We start from the raw sequence: 20,547 nt of genomic DNA on the forward strand, positions 1-20,547 counted from the left end.
CTTCGCGCTGCTGGAGGGCAGGGATGCGGGGGACGATCCGAGCGCCTCCGCCTCCGCTCTACGGAGGGCCGGACAGACATACGCCGTTTCAACCCTGAGTCGCCATGGCATGGACCACGCTCTGACGTAGGCGCTCGAGGCAACGCTGCCGGGTCGGCCCGATGCTACCTACCGGGATGTCCAGCTCGGCAGCGATCTCGCGGTAACTCGGCCGCGACTCACTCATCAGCAAAGCCATCAACTGGCGGCATCGCGGACCGAGGTCGTCCAGGGCGCGGCGCAACGCCCGCCGACGGTGGGCGGCGGCCGAGGCGTCGTCGACGGCTTCCGTCGGGTCACCGACCTGCAGCTGCCGGACGCCGATGAAGTGCTCGGGGGCGACGGGTCGCACGTATGCGTCCTGCCGGCGGGCGCGCAGGCACAGGTTGCGGGTGGTGCGACCGATCCAGGAGGTTAGCGCGGCGGGTTCGCGGATCGCGGACGCATTCTCCCAGAGCCGCAGCCAAACCGTTTGCGTCACGTCTGGGGCATCAGCCCGATTAAGGCAATACTGAAACGTCAACGACTGGACCATGGGCGAATAAGTCTTTATCAGAAGTGACCAGGTCTCCGCATCGCCTGCTGCCGCGGCGGCCAACATCTCGGCTTGGGAATCCGCCAGGTCGACCGGCGCCTCCATGTCCTGCGCCTTCACCGCCGACACCATCTTCGGCAGCGCGCGACGCTGGCTCCGGCGTAATCCTCACGTCGATCGGCCGTCACCGTACCCAGGTCGGGCCCGCACCCTGCAACCACGACGCGTGGATGGACTACCACCGCACTCACCCCCAAACTTGCACGTCACCGTGGGTGGCGCGCCCCCGTGTCCACACGCTGGGAGGTTGGACCACTTGAGAGTACCTACGCAGGTTCGTCCACAGTAGAGCTAATTGAAGGATTGACGGACATCAGGACCACAGACTCACCCCGGCGCTCCTGCGGACGGCCAGGTCCGGCCCAGCCGACAAGGCGCCGCAGTCGATCCCCGTCATGACAGAATATGTTTCACATTGCCCCGCTTCACCTGCAACAGAATCGCGGAAAACGTGATGACGTCTACATTGGACAGCTACTACCCGACTTGGCTACACTCGCGGCCTATATCGTTATCGGCTGATGGCGAATTGAGAGGCACGCCACGGTATCTGCCGTCGCCGTGGCGCATCTTCACTGGTGTAGGTCGGACGGGATCGCTTGGCGGATGAGCCGTATCCCTCCCGCACTCCATCGTCGGGTCGACCGACGACTACCTCACGCCGCCGACGGGGCACCGCCGGCCAGCATCCGCGGCCCGACGAAGGGGATTCCATGACTATCGCCCGCAAGGTTATCGGTTGCACGCTCGCTACCGCCGGGCTCGTCGCCGGGATGGCGACTCCCTCCCAGGCCGATGCCAAGCGCCCTACTCCGCCGCAGATCGAGGTGGTCCAGTACGGCGGCTCCGGGTGTCCGGCTGACACCGCCACCATCGTGCCGAACCTGGACGGCACCGGCTTCACCGCTCTCTACGACGCCTTCGAAGCGCGCACACCGGCGAATCCCAGCCTCAAGGCGTGCACCCTCGTGTTGAACATCAAGGTTCCGCCGGGCCTCAAGGTGGGCGTCCGCCGGGTCGTCTACCGCGGCGAGGCCGTGCTGACGCGCGCTGGCCGCAGTGAGTTCAAGGCCAAGTACTTCTACCAGGGCAACTCCAAGACGCTGGAGCACCCGGGTTGGAGCCGCAACGGCGCCTACGAAGGCTCCTGGGAGGCTGTGCACGACATTCGTGAGAGCTACTTCAGCTGGTGCGGCAAGGACTCACGCCTGAACATCACCCAGAACCTGAAGACGACCGGCTCGGGCACCAACGTGATGAACATGGAGACCGCGGACTCCAGCTACTCCACCAAGTGGGACTTCGACCTGCAGCCCTGCTGAGTGATCGGCGGTCGGCGCCCACTCGGCGTCGACCGCCCACCCGGCTCACCGAATCCCACACAAGCCTCAGGAGAACATCATGATCAGCCGCCCCGCCCGGTACGCCGCGGCCGCCCTGCTCGCTCTCACCGCCGCCTCGGCTCCGGGCTCGCCCGCCTCGGCCCATCCGCCGTCCAAGACCCCACCGCAGCTCGAACTGGCCGGAGTCTCCGGCGCCGGCTGCCCGGCCGGCACCGCCACAGTCCTGATCAACCCTGAGGGCAGCGGCTTCACTGCCCTTTACGACGCGTTCGAGGCTCGCACCACTGCGCAGGCCAACCCGGCTGTCAAGGCCTGCACGCTTACCTTCAAGGTCAAGCTCGACCCTGGATACCGGCTGGGCGTCCGCAAGGTCGACTACCGCGGTGAGGCCGCGCTGACCTCTCGGGGCAAGGCGGAGTTCAAGGCCAAGTACTTCTGGCAGGGCGTGGCCCGGACCCAAGAGCTGCCGGGCTGGAGCAAAGCCGGCGTCCACAACGGGTCATGGCAGGCCACCCACACCCTGACCGAGTTCTGGGGCTCACGCTGCGGCGGCAACGACCAACTCATCATCACCCAGAACCTCAAGGTCTCCGGCAGCGGCACCAATGTGCTGAACATGGAGACTGCGGACTCCCAGTACTCGACGGTCTGGGAGCTGGAGACCCAACCCTGCGCCGATCACTGAAGGCCGGCGCTTCGCACACCGTGGGCGTCGGGGAACCACCCGCCCGGCGCCCCTCCCTCACCCACCTCTGACAGGGGAAAGAAGTGAAGAAGACAACGAAGCTCCTCGCAGCGGCCACCGCCGGAGCCGGCCTCTGGGTTGCGGCACTGCCAGCACCCTCGTTCGCCGAGGAGAAGCCGAAGGCGGAGCCGCAGATCGAGGTCGTCGGAGTCTCCGGATCCGGCTGCAAGAAGGACACCACTCAGGTGGTCGTCGACCCGAACGGTGGCTGGGTCACCGCCATCTACGACACATTCACCGCCAACACGCCCCCCAAGCCGGCGCTGAAGGCATGCACGCTGGTGCTGCGCGTCACGACGGCATCGGGCTACCGGATCGGTATGCGCCAGGCTGCCTTCAGCGGCGACGCCATGCTCCGGCCCGGTGGCTCGGCGGAGTTCAAGGCGAAGTACTTCTGGCAGGGTGGCTCTCACACCGAGGAGCGGGTCGGCTGGCAGCACGACGGCAGCTACGAGGGGTCATGGAGTGCCACCCATGAACTCAAGGACTTCTGGGGCTCCCGCTGTGAGGGCCAGGATCAACTGATCATCACGCAGAGCCTCAAAGCCCAGGGCAGTGGCCACAACTCGGTGGGCATGAACTACGGAACGTTCTGGAACTTCGTCACCGAGGCCTGCTGAGTCTTCGGCCGGGGGTGGGAGAGACGCGCTGTCCCCGCCCCCGGCGACAATCCCCTCAGCGGGCCCGATGGGCTCGCTCGGCTGGGCGAGGCTACGGCGGAACGTGACCTCGGCCGGGCACCGCCTCCGCCGGCCAGGTGTACTCGGTGACCGCACCGCCCCGCACCTCGACCCGGGCCAGCGGCTCCGCGGCGTCGTGCCAGATCAGGTACCGGTCCTCCGGCAGGTCGTCGATGAGGACGCAGTACGAGACACCGCCATGGACGTGCCGGGCGCGGACGGCAGCGTGTTTACGCTCTGTCGGCGCCGCAGCCCGACTGACTTCTATCTCGTGGCCGTGCCACTGACCGTCGGTGTGGATGATCAGCGCGCCGATCCCTTCGCCGATGTTCAGCATCACCGTGCCCTGTGTGGACGGGGCGAGCGTGTGGTGGTGTCCGTGGCTCATGACGGATTGTTGAGGCCGTCGAAGGGCGTGGGCAGGAAGGGGAACTTCCCCAGCAGCTTGGCGCTGACGTTCTTGATGCTCAGGCCCTGCTCGACGGCCGTGGCGGCGGCGTCCGGCTTGAAGCGGGGGTCGACCAGCGGCACGGTGGCGCCGGCGATGGCTCGCAGCGAGATGGAGACGACGTCGTCGGCGATGCGGCGGCCGTTCGGGAAGCCGGCGATGTCGCCGCCGACGACGCCGAAGGCGTTCTCATGCGCCGCCGGCGGGACGGCCGTGTTGAGGCGCAGCATGTCCGCCTGGACGCGGCCGGCGCTGTTCTGGAAGCCGTCGATTACGCCGTCCGGGATGCCGGTGAGCAGGATGGCCAGTAGGTCGGCGCGGGGCTGCCTGGTCTTGTTGAGCGCGGCGAGGTTGTCGAACAGGCCCGGGTAGAGCACTGGCAGGAGCGCTGCCAGCTCGGGATTGGCGACGAACTCGGCGAATCTCTTGTCCTCGCTGGGCGGCAGGCTGTTCCACTTGTCTTTCTCGGCCATCGGCACGATGACCTCGTTGAACAGCGGGTTTCCGAGTCGGGAGACCTGGACCTGCGGGCCGACGACGACGTCGCCGTCGCCCTTCTTGCCGCGGACCTCGACCTGGCGGCGGCTGGCGGAGGTCCAGACTCCGATGACGGCGCCGGCGTCCTTGACGCCCACCCGGTTCCGGCCGCCGCGGCGGACCATGTGCAGCGGGATCTGCAAGGCGATGCTGTGCACGTTCGTCCTGTCGGTGGCGTTGACCGCCTTGCCGGCGAAGTTGAACAGCTTCTGACCGACCAGGTGTTTGTTCTGGAACGGGCGTAGCGTTCCCAGATCGAAAATGGAGCCGAGGTCGACGAAGAAGGCGTCGGCGCGCTGGCCGGCGAACACCTTCTCCCCTGACTTCAGCTTGTGCACGGCGTCCTCGGCGAGGCCCGCGTAGTCCGGGATGGAGATGGTGCCGACGTTGCAGGGCGGGCATTGCAGCCTGCCGGCCAGCTCTGTCCGCTTGCCGCGGCTGTCGAGTCTGGTGACCGAGTAGAACTGGCGGCGGTTCCAGTTCTCGCTGTCCAGCGATTCGATCTGGCCGGTGTTGTAAAGGAAGGTGCGGTTGTTGCGTAGTTCGGTCCGGAACCGGAACTGATAGGTGATGTCCGGGCGGGCGTCGCCGTTGGTGTCGATGTGAATCTCGTAGAGGACGTCATCCCCGAACTCGAAGAAGTTCGGGCCGCTGGCCGGAATCTGCAACGGCACGTAGTTAGCGATGATCGTGACGGAGTCGGGCTCGTCGTGGCTGATGAAGGCGTACAGATCGGAGCTGTCGGCGACGGGGTCCTTGCTGATTTCCGGCGCTTCGCGGTGGGAAGACATTCGGGGGTCTCTCCTGTCGAACGGTCAGCGGCCTGCGGCCCTGAGAAGGCTGTCTACGAGCTTCTTGTCGGTGATCGTCCGGACGCTTTCACCGGAGAAGACGTCGATCGTGCCGTTCCTGACGTCACGCAGGGAGATGACCAACGGCGCGCCGTCGTCATCGCCGCTGGACTCGCTGGCGAGGCTCAGCCCGGTGACAGAGACGACCGAGACGCCGGCGCCGGTCGCAGCGAGCGCGAGCAAACGACGGCGGGACAGCCACGAGGCGCCGCCGTCTGGGGCGGGGTTACCAATGGAACTCATGCTGGGCCTTTCGTCGTTGGGCAAAGCGGATAGCGCTTGTTGTGTCTGTCAGTACGGGATCGGCGGGCGCACGGTTCAGCGTCCGGAGGCGGTCTGCCGAACGGGCCGAGCCCACGGGGCGGGGTCCGGGCCGGGGCGGCGCCGGGTGACCGATCAGGCATCGACTGAGGTAATTGACCTCACATTGACATAGATGGTTTGATGCGCAGGCCCGCGCCGCCCACCCGTGCGCCTTCCGGAGGAGTCCAACATCATGGTGATCACCAGGCGAGCCCGCCGGGCCCTCGTCGCGGCTGGCTCCGCCGCCGCCGTCGTGCTGTCGTTCCCCGCGATCGCCGGCGCCGAACAGCACAACGCCGCTGACGCGCCCGTGCTGCGTTTGCGCACCGGCGAGGTGACGCTCGTCGCCTCCGACTCGCCGAGCTTCGCGCGCGCCCCTCGACTCCCCCATGGCCGGCGCGGCCTTTTCGTGGCGCAGTTCGACGGACCGGTCGGCGCCGCCCAGCGCCTGTTTCTGGAGGGTCACGGCGCCGCCATCGACGGCTACCTGCCCGACTTCGCCTACCTGGTCCGGATGACCGCAGCGCAGGCCGACGCCGTCGCCGGCGGCGCTGGCGTCCGCGCGGTCGAGCGCTTCACCCCCGAGTGGAAGCGCAGCGCCGCCGCCACGGACAGCGCCCGGCTCTACACGGTGACCGTGGCGGGCGACGCCGACGTGGCTGCCGTCCGAGCCGCGGCGGCCAGCTCCGGCGCGGTCGCCTCGGTCTCCGGGCGGGCCCTGCTCATCGCGGCCACGGGCGCCCAGGTCGACACGCTCAGCCGCCGCGAGGATGTCACCAGCGTCGACGCCTACACGATGATGCGCCCCCTCAACGAGTCGGCGGTCTTCACCACCATGAAGGGCCAGCCGGCCGCGGACCGCGGTTACGACGGCTCCAGCCAGATCGCCGCGGTCGCCGACACCGGCTTCGGCACCGGTGTCGCCGCCACCGCCCACCCGGGCGTGCCCGGCTCACGGATCACAGCGATCCGTGACTGGCCCACCGCCGATATCGCCAACTGCCGTGTCGCCGACCCCGACGGCCCCCGGGACGTGGACTCCGGCCACGGCACCCACACCGCCACCTCGGTGGTCGGCGGCGGCGACGCCACCGGCGTCGGCAAGGCGGCCGCGTACCAGGCCCGGCTGGTGTTCCAGGCCGTCCAGGACTGGGTGAAGCCGATCGGGAGCTGCGGCAACGCGTTCAAGGAGGGTTACCACCTCGGTGGCCTGCCCACTGACATCCGCACCCTGTTCGCGCAGGCGTACGCCGACGGGGCCCGCGTCCACTCGAACTCCTGGGGCGGCCCCCGCAACGGCGTCTACGAGGACAACGCCGCCGGCGTCGACGACTTCATCGCCAGGAACCGCGACATGACCATCACGTTCGCCGCCGGCAACGGCGGCGGCGACACCGACAGGAACGGCGTCGTCGATCCCGACTCGGTCGGCGCGCCGGCCACGGCCAAGAACGGCATCGCCGTCGGGGCCTCCGAGAGCGGCCGGCGCACTTACGCCTGCGACAGGAGTCTGACCTACTCCGGCCAGACCGCCAGCGAGAAGCGGTCGTGGGGCGCGGATGGATCCTGCCAGAAGCTCGGCGGGACCATGCCGCTGCCGACCTGGGGCGCCTGGTACCCGTCGATGGCGCCGGTGGCGCCGCTGAAGGACGACCCGCAGGCCGGCAACGACCAACAGATGACGCCGTTCTCCGGCCGGGGCCCCACCGACGACGGCCGGATCAAGCCGGATCTGGTCGCCCCGGGCGCCTGGATCCTGTCCGGGTACTCGCCGCTGTTCCGGCAGGGCTACGACTCAGCCATGAACCCGAAGAACAAGGCGTACCAGTCCGACGCGGTGGGCTTCCCGTACGACGGGGCGTACAAATACAACACCGGCACGTCGATGTCGAACCCGCTGGTGGCCGGCGGCGCGGTCGTCGTCCGTGACTACTACGTCAAGAAGCACGGCCAGAACGCCTCTGCGGCGCTGGTGAAGGCCACACTGGTCAATGGCGCCACCGACCTGCTCGACGAGGACAGCGACGGCCGCGACGACAACAGGCACCCGATCCCCAACATCCACGAGGGCTGGGGCCTGGCCAACCTGGACCGGGCGACCGCCGGGACGGCCATCTGGCTGGACGAGGGCGCGGCGCTGGACACCGGCGCGACCCGCGAGTACCAGGTCACCGCCAAGGCCGGCGCCCCAATGAAGATCACGCTGGCGTGGACCGACCCGGCCGCCAAGGTCAACGCGGCGACCACGCTGGTCAACGACCTCGATCTGGAGGTCAGCGGCCCGGGCGGTGTTCGGCTCGGCAACGTGTTCTCGGGCGGCTGGTCCACCACCGGCGGCAGTGCCGACCGGAGGAACAACCTGGAGAACGTGTTCCTCCAGGCGCCGGCCGCCGGCACGTACACGGTCCGGGTCCGCGGCGCCAACGTGCCGACCGGCCCACAGACGTACGCGCTGGTCATGGACGGCGTGACCGCCGCCGCCGGCGGCATCAACCGCAACCCCCAGATCGCCCCCCAGCCCGACCACCGCTCGACCCTGGGCGCCCCGGTGAACCTCCAACTCAAGGCCACCGACCCCGACGGCGACCCGGTCACCGTGACCGCGACCGGCCTGCCGGACGGGCTCAGCGTGGGCGCCACGAACGGCCTCATATCTGGAAGCCCCGTTAAGGGCGGACGGTTCACCGTGCGGGTCACCGCCGACGACGGTCGCGGCGGCGCGGCGGCGATGGCCTTCAGGTGGGATGTCGAGCCGAACACCACCGGCAACCTCGTCGCCAACCCCGGATTCGAGCAGGGCGCGGGCGGCTGGACCGGTGACACCGGCGTCATCGTCAGCGGCGTCAACCCGCCCCCCCGCGGTGGCGACCGGTACGCCCGGTTCACCGAGGCCAAGAACGCGAGGCAACAGCTGTCGACCACGGTGGCTGTGCCGGCGGGCGCCACCAACCCGAAGGTGTTCTTCTGGGTGCACGTGGCCACCCACGAGATGTCGAGTTTCGACCGGGACACCCTGACGCTCGACGGCAACGGCACGAAACTCGCTCAGGTATCGAACGTCCAGGCCGCGCCGGACTGGCAGCTGGTCAGCGCGGACCTGTCCGCTTTCAAGGGCAGGAGCGTCACCCTGAAGTGGACGATGAAACTCGACAACGCCATGCCGACGACGTTCACACTGGACGATGTCGCGGTGGTGGCTCAGGGCTCCTGAGCCGTCGAGGTTCCGCAGGTCAACGGTAGCGGCCCAAGGTCAGCCTACGACTCGGATGTTGACCGCGCACTCGCCGCTGACCGCAGCGTCGGTGAACGCTTCCCACTCGGCAGGAGTGAAGCGGAGGGTCCGCTCACTGTGGACGACCGTCGCGCCGTCCGGGCACACGGTCAGGTTCGGATGATCGTGACCGTTGGCGACGGCCGCGACGATGGCCTCCCATTCGTCGTGGGTCAGCTTCAGCTCGACACCGGATCGGTCTTTGCTGTCGCGGACGAAGACAGAATGGCCCTCAACGGCCCACTCGACACAGTTTCCGGAACCACCAGATCGACTGGACTTGACGTAGTGCCGGCGTTTCTGGCCGCTCATACCGTGAACTCCTCGATCGGGGTTGCTGCTGCTTGGGTGCGGGTGAAGATTTCGTTGTACTTGACGAGGTCCTCGGTCTTTTGCAGGTAGACAGCCGACACGGCTGTCTCCAGGTACACGACCGAAGGGCCGTCCGTCGGGTCGGGAAAGTCGAGGATGACGAAGCTGCCCTCCATCCCGGCGTGCGCCCCGGCGCTGAACGGGATGATCTCGATCGTGATGTTCGGGCGTTCCGCCAGCCTCCGCAGGCGCTCGACCTGGGTGGCCATGATCGCGGGGTTGCCGACGGTTCGCCGTACCGCCGTCTCGCTGAGGACGACATGCAGCGTTGGCGGCGCGACCCGGTCCAGCAGGGTCTGTCGTCGCAGGCGGAGCGCCGCGCGTTGCGCGATCTGGTCGTCGCTGAAGGTAGGGTTGTGAACACGGTAGATCGTCTCGGCGTAGTCCCGGGTCTGTAGAAGACCGGGGATCAGCTCAGACTCGTACGACCGAATCGCCGAGGCGGCCGGCTCGAGATCGACATAGAGCGAGAACCATTCCGGCACCGCGATGTCCCCGAACGCGTGCCACCAGCCGTCCTCCTGGGTGGCCAGCGCGAGCGCCACCAGGGCGTCAGTCTCCTCGTCGGAGGCGCGATAGTGCCGACACAACGCGGCGACGTCCTGCGGCTTCGCCGAGTGCTGCCCACCCTCCAGCCGGTAGAGCTTCGCCCTGGAGATGCCCAGCTCACGGTGGGCGCTGACCTGCTCGGGCGATTCATGCTCGCCGGACCTGATCGACGCATTCTCACGCAGCTGACGCAGCCGCCGGCCAAGCTGGCGACGCACCACGGTCGGTCCCGCGACGGGATCCACCGGCGGCGACGACGGACCACCCGGCACGGACGCCTCGGTCGTCACGGATGGCGCTCCCTCCGTTCTCGGCGTCTCACTGTGAGACAGCGAACAGTATGCGGCACCCGCGACGCGCCCCAGGCTCAGCACAAGCAAATGACATTCTCATCGTGAGATTTCGCTTGATGAGAATCTCATGAGATGCTGCCCTGTGCGCCACACATAGTTCTGCCCCAGCCCCGTCGTTGATGCGGAGAATGCCGTGAACTTGACGTTGCCGTGGCCGGTGGTCGTCCTGGCGACCGTGATGTTGGTCGTCATCGGTGTGGCCTCAGGCTGGTGGCTACGCCGCGCGACCCGGTGGTGCCCCCACTGTGGTCACACCCTGGTCTGCTCCGACTGCCACCGCCGACCCGCCTGCCCGGTCGGGAGCCAGCGATGATCCGCTACAACTCAGCCCACGAGCCAGAGACCATCACGAGCCTCAACGGCGCCGTGATTCGGCTCTGCCTCGAAGGCATCTCACCATCTGTCGCCCTGCTCGAGGAGGATCCGGAACTACTTGGCGGCTTCCCTGGTCCAGGGCGGTCCTGGCGCTCGGTTCTGTCCGATGTTTCTCGCGCGGGCGAGGGCTGTGATTAACCCACATGAAGTACGGCGACCAGATTTGCCTGGAGAACGGCTACAACGACTTCAAGGGCGGCTTCCTCGACACCAACGGGCACAGCACCAGCGGTAAGTACAGCGTCACCACCGCCACCACGGCCACCCGCGGCCAAGGCACCGGCACCTGGCAGGTCGAGTCTGCCTCCGGCAAGGCCACCGGCACTCCCGTAACCAGCGGTGACCTGGTCCACCTACGCAACCTCTACTCCGGTGACGGCGGCTACCTCGACACCAACGGCCACGCCGACAACGACCAGAAGCAGACCGGCGGCCTCTACGACGTCAACACCAACGCCAGCAAGACCCGAGCTCCCGGCACCGGGAGTTGGCGCGTATTCGCTCAGACGTCCAACCCGGCGGACCGAAGTATCCGCATCGGCGACTGCGTCCTGCTGTTCAACGCCTATGACGGCAACGGTGGCTTCCTGGAAACCAACGGCCACGCCAGCGCCAGCGGCGCTGTGTACGAGGTATGCACCAACGCCTACTTCAATCGCAGCTCCGACGTGGCCTACTGGAAGATCCACAAGGCATGAGCACTTGCCTGCTGGTCTCGCCCTAGACGGCGGACCAGCAGGCATCTGCCGCACCGACGCCGCACCCTGAGGCGGGTCGGCTCAGGGCCAAATCCCGATGGCAGCCGGGTCCCGGGACGGCCGCAGCGCCTTGACGGCGGCCGACGGGTCGTCGGCGAAGAACCGCAGCACGCGGACATGCTCACGCCGCCCCAGCGGGCGTACCGCGACAACGGTCTCGCCGAGCTCGACGATCAGGTTGGTCTGGCTGTTCGCGGCCAAGACCAAGCAATCACCGTCCGCCTTGATCATGCCGATCTCGTTGTAGGTGCGCCGGTGCTGCACCTCGGCGACGAGGCGACGAGGGATACGCAGGTCGAAGAACGCGCCGTAGCGGATGCGCAGCTCGTCAGCGGTGACGACGTGCGGGCGGGTGATACAGCTGGCGATGATGGCCAGCGCGATCAAGATGCCATACGCGTCGAGCGCGAGCACCACGGCGCGCAGCCAAGCCGGGGCGTCCAGCGAGCGCAGCAGGATCTCCACGCAGACGAGCTCGATCACGCAGGTGAACAGGAACCCGAACATGAGCCCCGTCTGCTCGCGGTGATACGACAGTGTCACCGCGCCCGGCGGCGCCCCGTGTCGGCGACGACCGACCCAGAGCACCAGGCTGACCATGCCCTTGGCTTCGAAACCCATGATCCGCCGCACCTTCTCGGGCACGAGCTGCTCGTATGCGCCGCGCAGGGCCGTTCTGCGCCTGGCGCCGTCATGGCGCAGGGCGCGGTAACTCCGCCATAACACCAACGCCTCCAATAGCAGCGCTGTCAGCACAACCAGCTCGGCGGCGATGACGATCGGGCGTGGCAGCGCGGCGTCTGACACCAGCAGGACAGCGAGCATCACTTCCGTCGGCAGGATCGCGAACAGCGTCACTCGGGCGATCTTCAGGAACATGCGCGCTCCTTGAGGGTCGTCACCATCAGGCACAGCACCTTGACCTGGGCCGGGGCGAGTTCGGAGGTCATCAAGCCCAGCCAGTGGCTGGTCTCCGACTGTTCGAGGCTGGCCACCATCGCCGCAGCCATCTCGGTGGGCAGATGGGCCGCGAACTCGGCGGCGAGCGCGGCGACCCGCGGATCGGACGGATCCGCACCGGCGATCGCGTCCATCCGCGCGGTGAGGGCATGGCCACGGCCCCGCACGTCCGATGCGGTGAGCGGCTGGATCATCGCCATGATCTGTTCCCGGGCAGCCGTGTCGGCGCCGGTGTCGATCAGCGACAACATGTCACGATCGAGCGCGGCGAACGCGGAGCCGGCCGGGTGGATGTCGTGCAGCAGGTCCCCCAGGTCGGGGGCGACCGTAGTGTCGAGGTTGAGGTCGGCCTCGGCCAGCAGAACGGCCAGCCGGGCCCGGCGGGCGGCGATGGCGTCCTGTTGATGGGCCAGGTCGGCATCCAGATCGGTGAGCACCTCGCGCAGGTCACGGTCCTGGTCGTCGGCGAGCACGTCGCGGATCTCATCGAGGGACAGGCCGAGCTCGGCGAGGCGGCGGACCCGGGTAAGCAGGACCGCGTCGCGCAGCCGGTAGTCGCGGTAGCCGCCGGGGGTCCGCTCCGGTTCGGGCAGCAGCCCGAGGTGGTGGTAATGGCGCACGGTACGGGTGGTCACTCCGACCAGCGCGGCTAGCTCGCCGATACGCATGGCTCCATTAGAGACGTTGACGTTACGTCAAGGTCAAGCCGCCAGGCGCTCCAGAGGGCGTCCGGTCAGAGGCCCGTGGTCCAGTGCTCTCCGGCGCAGGTTCCTGCCACGGGGCCTCCTAGCGCAGCCCGTGTCCGCGCTGTGCCTTCGTCCTTGGAAATGGTTCCCACCCGGCTCCTTGAGTCTGGATGAGGCGTAGGGTGGATTTGTAGGACTCGGCTTGTGTCGGGTGCCAGTAACTGGATTTCTTGTTCGCCTTAGCCATGTGCGACGGCAACCGCAACCGGGGTCTTGCGCTCTGGATGGCGTTGCCACCCAGAAAACTTTCTTTCAGGTTATCGGTGGTTGAAATGACGCGTGGAGCAGGACCTACGCAGGTCCTCGACGAACGGGCGAACGCTGCGTCGATCGTCGCGTCGTCGCATGACGCGATCATGTCAATGACACGTTCCGGTGCGATCACCAGTTGCAATCCGGCCGCCACGCAGATGTATGGATGGTCCGCCTGTGACATCATCGGCCACGTTGCGGAAGAGTTCATCCCCCAGCGGTGCCGCAGCGGGGATCTCGCGGCCCTGCGCCGCATTGTGGCCGGGGAGGAAGTGCAGCAGTACCGCACGGAACGAATCAGTCATGACGGGACGGTCATGAAGGTGTCGGTGTCCATGTCACCGATTCTCGACTCGGCCGGTGAGATCGTTGGCGTCGCGACGACCTCGCGTCGGATTACCGACCTGCAGCAGGCCCACGATCGCTTCGAGCTACGCGTTGATCAACACCGGACGGACGTCGTCGACGCGGCGGGGCGTCTGGAGGAACGCGCTGATCAGCAACGGGCGGACCTGCAGGACGCTTCCGACCGCTTCGAAGCCCAAGTCGACGTCGAACGCCAGGTGGCCAGTGATGCGGCGGAACGCTCCGAGGCCCTGGTGGATTTGCAGCGTCAAGAGGCCGCTGACGCCTCCGACCGCTTCGAAGCCCAAGTCGATCTGGAGCGCGTCGAGGTCCGCGAAGCGCAGAACCGCTCCGACATCGAGTTGGATGCCGGGCGCGCCCAAGCCGAGAGCGACAAAGAGTACCTGCAAGCCCAACTGCATCAGAGCCAACGCCTCGAGGTTCTCGGCCAGTTGGCCGGCGGAGTCGCGCACGACTTCAACAACCTGCTCGCCGTCATCCTCAACTACGCCGCGTTCGTCAGCGAGGAACTCGCCGCCGGCCATGACGGAGACCTCACCGCCGCCACCGGCGATGTCGGGCAGATACAGCGGGCTGCTGAGCGGGCGACCGCTCTGACTCACCAGCTGTTGGCTTTCGCCCGCCGCGAGGTCGTCCAGCCGGTGGTGGTGGACCTCAACGAGGTGGTCGCTGAGGTGACGCAGCTCCTCGACCGCACCATCGGCGAGGACATCGTGCTGAGCACCAACCTCACCGGCGGCCTGTGGCCGGTGCTGGCCGACGTGGGACAACTCGAACAGGTCCTGGTCAACCTCGCCGTCAACGCCCGGGATGCGATGGGCGACGGTGGGACCCTGACCATCGACACCGCGAACGTTACGGTCGGCGCCGGGCGTCAGGTGCGACTACGCGTCGCTGACACGGGCGCCGGCATGGCCCCGGACGTCATCGAGCACGTGTTCGAGCCGTTCTACACCACCAAGGCCGACGGCGCCGGCACCGGCCTGGGACTGGCCACGGTGTACGGCATCGTCCTGCAGGCCGAAGCCACCATCGACATCCACTCGCTGCTCGGGGTCGGCACCACCTTCACGATCCTGCTCCCCGTCACCGACGAGGTCGCCACACCGGTCGAGGAAGAGCCCACCTACGAACGGACTACCACCGGCGAGACGGTCCTGATCGTCGAGGACGAAGAAGCCCTCCGGCAGGTGACCGAGCGGATCTTCACCCGCAGCGGCTATCGTGTGATCACCGCCACGGACGGCGCCGACGCTCTGGCGCTGGCCAACCGCCACGAGGGCGACATTCACCTGCTGGTCACCGACGTGGTGATGCCGAACATGCTCGGCAAGGAGGTCGCCGAGAGGATCCGCCTACTCAGGCCGGACATCCAGGTGCTGTACATGTCGGGCTACGCCCAGCCAGTCCTGGCCGCGCAGGGCCGACTGGACCGCGACGTCAATCTCATCGAGAAACCTTTTACCGCGGCAGCCCTGACCGCCAAGGCCGGACAGATCCTTCAACGGCCACGCTGAGCTCTACGAGTTCCATCCGGCCGGCCCATGACGGTCAGTTCGGCGGCGCCGACGCCTTAGCGGCTCTGGTCGGCGCGCGGCCGGGCAGGGTCGGGGCGCCTGGGCGGCCGGCGAGGCGGGCGCGCAGTTCGGCGATGGTCATCTCCGCGGCGGCCAGCCGCCGTTCGAGGTCCACGATCCGGCAGGCGGCGACCAGCCCAAGTCCTTGGTCCACGACCTCGCGGGCCCGACCGGCCAGGTGCAGCTCGTTCTGGCTGTACCTGCGGTGGCCGCCGGTGGAGCGCCCGGGAGTAAGCAGCCCGTGCTCGCCCAGGCCGCGTAGGAAGGCGGGGGTGACGCCGAGCATGGAGGCTGCGGCGCTCATCGAGTAGGCCGGGAAGTCGTTGTCGTGCAAGGGGCGTGCGCCGAAGGCGAGTGCCACGGTTCACCTCCTCGAAAAATGTGTGCCCTGGACGAAACCGTCCAGGGCACACCGGTCGGTGATCAGTGGGACGAGCCGACGAGCTTCTTGACGGTGTCCTTCATGCCGGGCCGCTCCTGCGACTCGCCAGCGATCACCCGGTGACCCTCCGCGTCGCCGCGACCGACACTGATCCGACGCGGCTTGGCCTGCTCGGCGACCGGGATCGCGATGGTCAGCACGCCGTCATGGTAGGTCGCGTCGATGTTGTCCAGGTCCAGTCCGTCGCCGAGCACCAACTGCCGGGTGAAGGTGCCCGTGGGCCGCTCGGCGACCAGATAGCGGGTGCCTTCAGGGGCGTTGGAACGCCGATCGGCGCTGATGGTCAGCGTGTTGTTCTCAGCGGTCAGCTCAAGCGAGTCGGCATTGATGCCGGGGCAGTCGAGACAGACCAGGTACCGCTCGCCGTCGCGGTACACGTCCATCGGCATCGGCCGGGCGGTCCGCTGGGAACCCCACAGGTCGCCGGTCATGCGATCGAACTCCCGGAAGGGGTCGAAACGCAGCATGGTCATCACAGCACCTCCATCGCCGGTTTCCGATGGCCGGGCGGCAACCCACCGCCGGCCCCACTTCCCATTTATAGCTCCCGGGCTGAAGGTAATGCAACCGACTTGAGCAAGAAAATCTCCACTGAGTAACACAGAATCAAGGGGCGAACCACGGGGCGCCACCTTCGCCGGCGGGCAGGACCAGCTCCCGCTGCGGCCTGAGCCAGGCGTCCGAGTTCGTGCGCGAAGCCACCACGCCCGTAACCGGGAAGGCAGGGCCGGGGTTGACGCCCATGGGCGCCCGCGCGCCAGGCCGGTCGTGGTGGCTATCGTTCGCGGCGAACCAACTGGGGGTGATCTGTGGCAAGGATAGCCGTTTCCGTCGCTGAGGCCGCGGTCAGCGAACACGTCAGCACCTCGGCCGTCCTGGCAGCCCGCGAGGTCGCCGACGAGGTCGAGATGATCCTGTGGAACCCTGCCAGCGGCGTGGCGATCGGCCAGCGCCTGGGCAGCGGCGCCGGCATCTTCGCCACCATCCACACCGACAGCGACGGCGCCGTCGCCGACGTCACCGGCCGGTGCGAGTGCCGTGCCACCGACTGCCTGCACGCCGTCGCCCTCGCGGTGCGGGCGGCGGAGTCGTTGTCGCCCAGGCTCCCGGCCCCCCGCCGCACGGCCCCGGACGCCGCTTCGTGGGAAGCCACCCTCGCCACCTGGTCAGGCGCCAGCGTCGACGAACCCGACCCCGACGAGGGTCCCACGATCGCCCTTCAGGTCGCGTTGGAGGAACAGCGGCGGACCTGGCCCCGCCAGCGCGGATCCGGCGGCCGCTCGCAGGGCTGGCAGGTGCGCCTGCAGCCGGTGGTGCCGGGCAGGACCGGCTGGATCCGCGGAGGCGTCGACTGGACAGCCGTCTCCTATGGCGCCGGAAACTACCGCCGCGGCGCCCGGGCCCTCCGACACTGGGCCATCATGGAGGAGATCGCCGACTACACCGCGGACCAGCAGGACTACTACAGCTCCTCCTCGGGGCGGATGCTGGGCCTCTGCGGGCGCCGGATCTGGCAGATGCTCGCCGAGGCGCGCGACTGTGGAGTGCCGTTCGTCCAGCCGGGCAAGAGTTCCGGGCCGGTGACCCTCGGCGGTCCAGCCCGGGTCGAGATCCGGGCCAGACGGGTCCGTCGGGATCTCCAACTCACCCCAACAGTGATCGTCGACGGGCAGTCGGTCGCCCCCGACGCAGCGCTCGCCGTGGGGCAGCCGCCGCACGGTCTGGTGTGGTGGGCGACCTGCGACGAGCCGGCGGCCGGCCCCAAGGGCCGAGCGCTCCGGTTGTCGCCGCTAGACCAGACCGTGGCCGTCGAGCTGCTCGCCTCAGCCGGCAAACCGGTGCGGATCCCGGCCGCCCAGGAGTCGCGCTTCTTCCAGACCCACTTCGCGCCGCTCGCGGGCCGGGCCCCCGTCGTGGCCGCCGACGACCAGGTGCGTCTGCCAGACCTGGGCGCCGTCACCCTGACGCTCAGCCTCGCGGCAACGAGCCGACAGCTGCTGCTGCGCTGGTCGTGGCACACGCCGGTCGGCGACGACGTCCGCCACGACGAGCTGTGGTCGCCGTCGCCGGCCGTCCAGGCCGAGGCCCGCGCCGAGATCATCGGACGGGTCACGCCGATCGTCGCCGACGTCGCCTCCGAGCTGCTCGACGACGACCGGCTCGCGGCGACCCGCGCCCTCACCGGCGACCCCATGATCCGGGTGCTGCGCGAACTGACGCCCGCGCTCGACGGCTGCGACGGCGTCGCGATCGACAGCGTCGACGGGCAGCTGCCAGTGGAGGCCGACGCCGCGCCCGTCATCGCGTTCGACGACGCCGGGACCGGTGGGCAGGACTGGTTCGATCTCGCCGTGAACGTCACCGTCGGCGACGAGTCGGTCAACTTCGAGGACCTGTTCACCGCGCTGGCCACGGACCGGGAGTTCCTGCTGCTGCCCAACGGCAGCTACGTGCTCCTCGACCAGCCCGAGTTCCGCCAGCTGCGCGACCTCATCGTCGAGTCGCGGGAGATGACCGACGCCCCGGCCGGCGCCCTGCGCCTGGGCCGACTTTCGCCCGGCGTCTGGCAGGAGCTGGCCGAGCTTGGTGCCGTCACCGGCCAGGCCGCCGCCTGGCAGGAATCCATCATGGAGCTGGCCGAGGCTGGCGCCGGCGTCGACGCGCCCACCCCGGCGGGGCTGGAGGCGACGCTCCGCCCCTACCAGGAGCGTGGATTCGGCTGGCTGGCCGCGCTCTACTCGCACCGGCTCGGCGGGATCCTCGCCGACGACATGGGCCTCGGCAAGACGATGCAGGCCCTGGCCCTGATGCTGCACGTCCGCGCCAAGGACCCGGCCACGCCGCCGTTCCTGGTCGTCGCGCCGGCCAGCGTCGTGTCGAACTGGGCGATCGAGGCCGCCCGGTTCGCGCCTGGGCTCACGGTCGCGGCGATCGGCCAGACGGCGGCCCGACGCGGCGCCGAGCTGGCCGAGTCGGTGGCCGGCGCCGACCTGGTGGTCACCTCGTACACGTTGCTGCGGCTGGAGTTCGACGAGTACCAGCAGCTGCCGTGGGCCGGTCTGATCCTGGACGAGGCCCAGTTCGTGAAGAACCCCGGCACCCAGGCGTACCGCTGCGCCCGGGACCTGCCCGCGCCGGTCAAGCTCGCGATCACCGGAACCCCAATGGAGAACCACCTGCTTGATCTGTGGGCGCTGCTGTCGATCACGGCGCCCGGGCTGTTCCCCCGGGCGGACCGGTTCACCGAGCACTACCGCAACCCGATCGAGAAGCAGCAGGACTCCGCCCGGCTCGACCAGCTGCGGCGACGGATCAGGCCGTTCATGCTGCGCCGCCGCAAGGACGACGTCGCCACCGACCTGCCGGCCAAGCAAGAACAGGTGCTGGAGCTGGAGCTGCACCCACGGCACCAGAAGATCTACCAGAAGTATCTGCAACGGGAGCGGCAGAAGGTGCTCGGCCTGCTCGGCGACCTGGAACAGAACCGGTTCGAGATCTTCCGGTCGCTGACCATGCTACGCCAGGCCAGCCTGGACGTGTCGCTGGTGGACGGCAAGCACGCCACGGTGCCATCCACCAAACTGGACGAGCTGGTCGAACGCGTCTGCGGGCTGGCGGAGGAGGGCCACCGGACGTTGGTGTTCAGCCAGTTCACCAGGTTCCTGGACGCCGCCCGGTCACGGCTCACGACGGCCGGCCTCGACGTCTGCTATCTGGACGGCAAGACCCGCGACCGCGCGTCGGTGATCCAACGCTTCAAGGACGGCGGCGCGCCCGCCTTCCTCATCAGCCTCAAGGCGGGCGGTTTCGGGCTCAACCTCACCGAGGCCGACTACTGCATCCTGCTCGACCCGTGGTGGAACCCGGCGGCCGAGGCGCAGGCCGTCGACCGGATCCACCGGATCGGGCAGACGCGCTCGGTAATGGTCTACCGGATGGTCGCCAAGGGCACCATCGAAGAGAAAGTGATGGCGCTCCAGGCCCGGAAGGCGGACCTGTTCGCCAGCGTCGTCGACGGGGGCGATTTCGCCTCGGCCCGCCTCACCGCCGACGACATCCGTAACATCCTGGCGTGACCCGCGCGGTCGCCCTAAACGCGAGCGAACTACGCGGTGAGGCCCTCTCGCCGGGAATCGTGCTGGAGCTGACCGTCCACTCCGCATCGCGCCAAGGGGCCCGCAAGCACGGCTGCGCGGAACGTGGTGGCTCGGCTACGGTCAGCGCGTGTCAGCAGCGGCAGCGCCATCGACCTCGGGGCTCCTGGCGCACCTCGGCCCCGCCGACCGCCAGGCCATCATGGGCATGGGAGCGAGCATCGAAGTCGACGAACGTCGCACCCTGTTCCACCAGGGCGACGACGGCGAGTCCGTCTACCTCCTGCTTTCTGGCCTGGTGAAAGTCGTGCGCGGTGACGCAGCCGGACGCAGCACCATTCTCACACTGCGCGGAGCCGGCGACGTCGTCGGCGATCTGGCCGCCATCGACGGCCAGCCACGCAGCGCGACCGTGACCACCTTGACCGCGACGCGGTGTCGGGTGGTGCCCGGAGCGCTGTTCAGGGCATTCAGCGAACGTCCCGGGGTGGGCTCGGCGATCACCAGGTACATCGCCTACCGCCTCCGCGACGCGGACACCCAGCGCGCGGAGATGGCCACGCTGCCGGTGCGGCAGCGGCTGGCCCGCGCGCTGCTGCGGACCCACGCCGGCGCCGGGGCCGCGGTGGCTCTGCCACAGCAGGAGTTGGCCAACCTCATCGGAGCCTCCCGCAACTCGGTGGTGGACGCGCTGGCGGTCCTGCGGCGCCGGGCGATCATCGCCACCGAGCGCCGGGGCGTCGTCATCCGCGATCTCGACGCCCTGCACGCGCTGGCCAACGAGGACCTCCGTTAGACCGTGTGTCATTTGGGGTTGTTGCAGCGCCTGGTCGTTCGTTGAGCTGGTGTGGATGATGTTCAGAAGTACTGCCCCGAACCGTTGTGGCAGAT

At 68.4% G+C, this 20,547-nt stretch carries 18 protein-coding genes; 8 read left to right on the forward strand and 10 right to left on the reverse strand.

Going from position 1 to position 20,547, the window contains the following annotated elements; genetic code table 11:
• Positions 1 to 88 precede the first annotated feature (88 nt).
• Complete coding sequence (locus ABD287_RS04275; RefSeq protein ID WP_344168495.1) at positions 89 to 694, reverse strand: RNA polymerase sigma factor; 606 nt, start codon at positions 692 to 694, stop codon at positions 89 to 91.
• Positions 695 to 1,347: 653 nt separating this feature from the next.
• On the opposite strand from ABD287_RS04275, the gene ABD287_RS04280 reads away from it, so the two are divergent.
• The 3 genes from ABD287_RS04280 to ABD287_RS04290 all read left to right on the forward strand — a co-directional run bounded on the left by ABD287_RS04280 (position 1,348) and on the right by ABD287_RS04290 (position 3,342).
• A complete protein-coding gene (locus tag ABD287_RS04280) occupies positions 1,348 to 1,956 on the forward strand; it encodes a DUF4360 domain-containing protein (protein WP_344168498.1) in 609 nt (202 codons plus the stop codon).
• A gap of 79 nt (positions 1,957 to 2,035) precedes the next feature.
• Positions 2,036 to 2,662, forward strand: coding sequence for a DUF4360 domain-containing protein (locus ABD287_RS04285; RefSeq protein ID WP_344168501.1), 627 nt, complete (start codon positions 2,036 to 2,038; stop codon positions 2,660 to 2,662).
• Positions 2,663 to 2,745: 83 nt separating this feature from the next.
• Complete coding sequence (locus ABD287_RS04290) at positions 2,746 to 3,342, forward strand: DUF4360 domain-containing protein (protein ID WP_344168504.1); 597 nt, start codon at positions 2,746 to 2,748, stop codon at positions 3,340 to 3,342.
• 91 nt (positions 3,343 to 3,433) lie between these two features.
• Here ABD287_RS04290 and ABD287_RS04295 read toward each other — a convergent pair whose 3' ends face one another.
• The 3 genes from ABD287_RS04295 to ABD287_RS04305 are packed head-to-tail and all read right to left on the reverse strand — an operon-like array spanning position 3,434 to position 5,481.
• Positions 3,434 to 3,790, reverse strand: a complete 357-nt coding sequence (locus tag ABD287_RS04295) for a phospholipase (RefSeq protein ID WP_344168507.1) — start codon at positions 3,788 to 3,790, stop codon at positions 3,434 to 3,436.
• On the reverse strand, positions 3,787 to 5,178 hold the full coding sequence (locus tag ABD287_RS04300) for a DUF4331 domain-containing protein (protein ID WP_344168510.1): 1,392 nt from the start codon (positions 5,176 to 5,178) through the stop codon (positions 3,787 to 3,789). Before ABD287_RS04300 ends, ABD287_RS04295 begins: the two co-directional genes overlap by 4 nt.
• 24 nt (positions 5,179 to 5,202) lie before the next feature.
• On the reverse strand, positions 5,203 to 5,481 hold the full coding sequence (locus ABD287_RS04305; protein ID WP_344168513.1) for a hypothetical protein: 279 nt from the start codon (positions 5,479 to 5,481) through the stop codon (positions 5,203 to 5,205).
• A 253-nt stretch (positions 5,482 to 5,734) separates the two neighbouring features.
• On the opposite strand from ABD287_RS04305, the gene ABD287_RS04310 reads away from it, so the two are divergent.
• Positions 5,735 to 8,752 (forward strand): S8 family serine peptidase, encoded by a 3,018-nt coding sequence (locus ABD287_RS04310; protein ID WP_344168516.1) that lies wholly within the window; start codon positions 5,735 to 5,737, stop codon positions 8,750 to 8,752.
• Between the two features lie 39 nt (positions 8,753 to 8,791).
• Here ABD287_RS04310 and ABD287_RS04315 read toward each other — a convergent pair whose 3' ends face one another.
• Positions 8,792 to 9,124, reverse strand: a complete 333-nt coding sequence (locus tag ABD287_RS04315; protein WP_344168519.1) for a DUF397 domain-containing protein — start codon at positions 9,122 to 9,124, stop codon at positions 8,792 to 8,794.
• Positions 9,121 to 10,023, reverse strand: a complete 903-nt coding sequence (locus tag ABD287_RS04320) for a helix-turn-helix domain-containing protein (RefSeq protein ID WP_344168522.1) — start codon at positions 10,021 to 10,023, stop codon at positions 9,121 to 9,123. Before ABD287_RS04320 ends, ABD287_RS04315 begins: the two co-directional genes overlap by 4 nt.
• 581 nt (positions 10,024 to 10,604) lie before the next feature.
• On the opposite strand from ABD287_RS04320, the gene ABD287_RS04325 reads away from it, so the two are divergent.
• Entirely contained in the window at positions 10,605 to 11,159 is a 555-nt protein-coding gene (locus ABD287_RS04325) for a hypothetical protein (protein ID WP_344168526.1), read from the forward strand.
• Between the two features lie 81 nt (positions 11,160 to 11,240).
• Here the strand turns inward: ABD287_RS04325 and ABD287_RS04330 are convergent, their stop codons facing one another.
• Together ABD287_RS04330 and ABD287_RS04335 are read right to left on the reverse strand one after the other, a co-directional pair.
• On the reverse strand, positions 11,241 to 12,098 hold the full coding sequence (locus ABD287_RS04330; protein WP_344168529.1) for a hypothetical protein: 858 nt from the start codon (positions 12,096 to 12,098) through the stop codon (positions 11,241 to 11,243).
• Complete coding sequence (locus tag ABD287_RS04335; protein ID WP_344168532.1) at positions 12,089 to 12,847, reverse strand: MerR family transcriptional regulator; 759 nt, start codon at positions 12,845 to 12,847, stop codon at positions 12,089 to 12,091. The genes ABD287_RS04330 and ABD287_RS04335 overlap by 10 nt, the downstream gene beginning before the upstream one ends.
• 263 nt (positions 12,848 to 13,110) lie before the next feature.
• On the opposite strand from ABD287_RS04335, the gene ABD287_RS04340 reads away from it, so the two are divergent.
• Complete coding sequence (locus ABD287_RS04340; protein WP_344168535.1) at positions 13,111 to 15,060, forward strand: hybrid sensor histidine kinase/response regulator; 1,950 nt, start codon at positions 13,111 to 13,113, stop codon at positions 15,058 to 15,060.
• Positions 15,061 to 15,094: 34 nt separating this feature from the next.
• On the opposite strand, the gene ABD287_RS04345 is transcribed toward ABD287_RS04340, so the two are convergent.
• On the reverse strand, positions 15,095 to 15,481 hold the full coding sequence (locus ABD287_RS04345; RefSeq protein ID WP_425565496.1) for a MerR family transcriptional regulator: 387 nt from the start codon (positions 15,479 to 15,481) through the stop codon (positions 15,095 to 15,097).
• Between the two features lie 62 nt (positions 15,482 to 15,543).
• The gene (locus ABD287_RS04350; protein WP_344168538.1) at positions 15,544 to 16,035 is read right to left on the reverse strand and encodes an Hsp20/alpha crystallin family protein; all 492 of its coding nucleotides are present in this window, start codon (positions 16,033 to 16,035) and stop codon (positions 15,544 to 15,546) included.
• 336 nt (positions 16,036 to 16,371) lie between these two features.
• Here ABD287_RS04350 and ABD287_RS04355 point away from each other — a divergent pair, with 336 nt between their 5' ends.
• Together ABD287_RS04355 and ABD287_RS04360 are read left to right on the forward strand one after the other, a co-directional pair.
• Positions 16,372 to 19,638 carry an SNF2-related protein gene (locus ABD287_RS04355; RefSeq protein WP_344168541.1) on the forward strand — a complete coding sequence of 1,089 codons (3,267 nt, stop codon included), beginning with the start codon at positions 16,372 to 16,374 and terminating at the stop codon, positions 19,636 to 19,638.
• Between the two features lie 148 nt (positions 19,639 to 19,786).
• Entirely contained in the window at positions 19,787 to 20,452 is a 666-nt protein-coding gene (locus tag ABD287_RS04360; RefSeq protein WP_344168544.1) for a Crp/Fnr family transcriptional regulator, read from the forward strand.
• Positions 20,453 to 20,547 lie beyond the last annotated feature (95 nt).

Source organism: Pilimelia columellifera subsp. columellifera (genome assembly GCF_039532605.1).
Lineage (GTDB): Bacteria > Actinomycetota > Actinomycetes > Mycobacteriales > Micromonosporaceae > Pilimelia > Pilimelia columellifera.

Excerpts from the sequence above, each read along its gene's own strand:
- ABD287_RS04280 (WP_344168498.1), top strand. The coding sequence starts at position 1,348 with ATGACTATCGCCCGCAAGGTTATCGGTTGCACGCTCGCTACCGCCGGG.
- ABD287_RS04285 (WP_344168501.1), top strand. The coding sequence starts at position 2,036 with ATGATCAGCCGCCCCGCCCGGTACGCCGCGGCCGCCCTGCTCGCTCTC.
- ABD287_RS04295 (WP_344168507.1), bottom strand. The coding sequence starts at position 3,790 with ATGAGCCACGGACACCACCACACGCTCGCCCCGTCCACACAGGGCACG.
- ABD287_RS04300 (WP_344168510.1), bottom strand. The coding sequence starts at position 5,178 with ATGTCTTCCCACCGCGAAGCGCCGGAAATCAGCAAGGACCCCGTCGCC.
- ABD287_RS04305 (WP_344168513.1), bottom strand. The coding sequence starts at position 5,481 with ATGAGTTCCATTGGTAACCCCGCCCCAGACGGCGGCGCCTCGTGGCTG.
- ABD287_RS04310 (WP_344168516.1), top strand. The coding sequence starts at position 5,735 with ATGGTGATCACCAGGCGAGCCCGCCGGGCCCTCGTCGCGGCTGGCTCC.
- ABD287_RS04315 (WP_344168519.1), bottom strand. The coding sequence starts at position 9,124 with ATGAGCGGCCAGAAACGCCGGCACTACGTCAAGTCCAGTCGATCTGGT.
- ABD287_RS04325 (WP_344168526.1), top strand. The coding sequence starts at position 10,605 with ATGAAGTACGGCGACCAGATTTGCCTGGAGAACGGCTACAACGACTTC.
- ABD287_RS04330 (WP_344168529.1), bottom strand. The coding sequence starts at position 12,098 with ATGTTCCTGAAGATCGCCCGAGTGACGCTGTTCGCGATCCTGCCGACG.
- ABD287_RS04335 (WP_344168532.1), bottom strand. The coding sequence starts at position 12,847 with ATGCGTATCGGCGAGCTAGCCGCGCTGGTCGGAGTGACCACCCGTACC.
- ABD287_RS04340 (WP_344168535.1), top strand. The coding sequence starts at position 13,111 with ATGTGCGACGGCAACCGCAACCGGGGTCTTGCGCTCTGGATGGCGTTG.
- ABD287_RS04350 (WP_344168538.1), bottom strand. The coding sequence starts at position 16,035 with ATGACCATGCTGCGTTTCGACCCCTTCCGGGAGTTCGATCGCATGACC.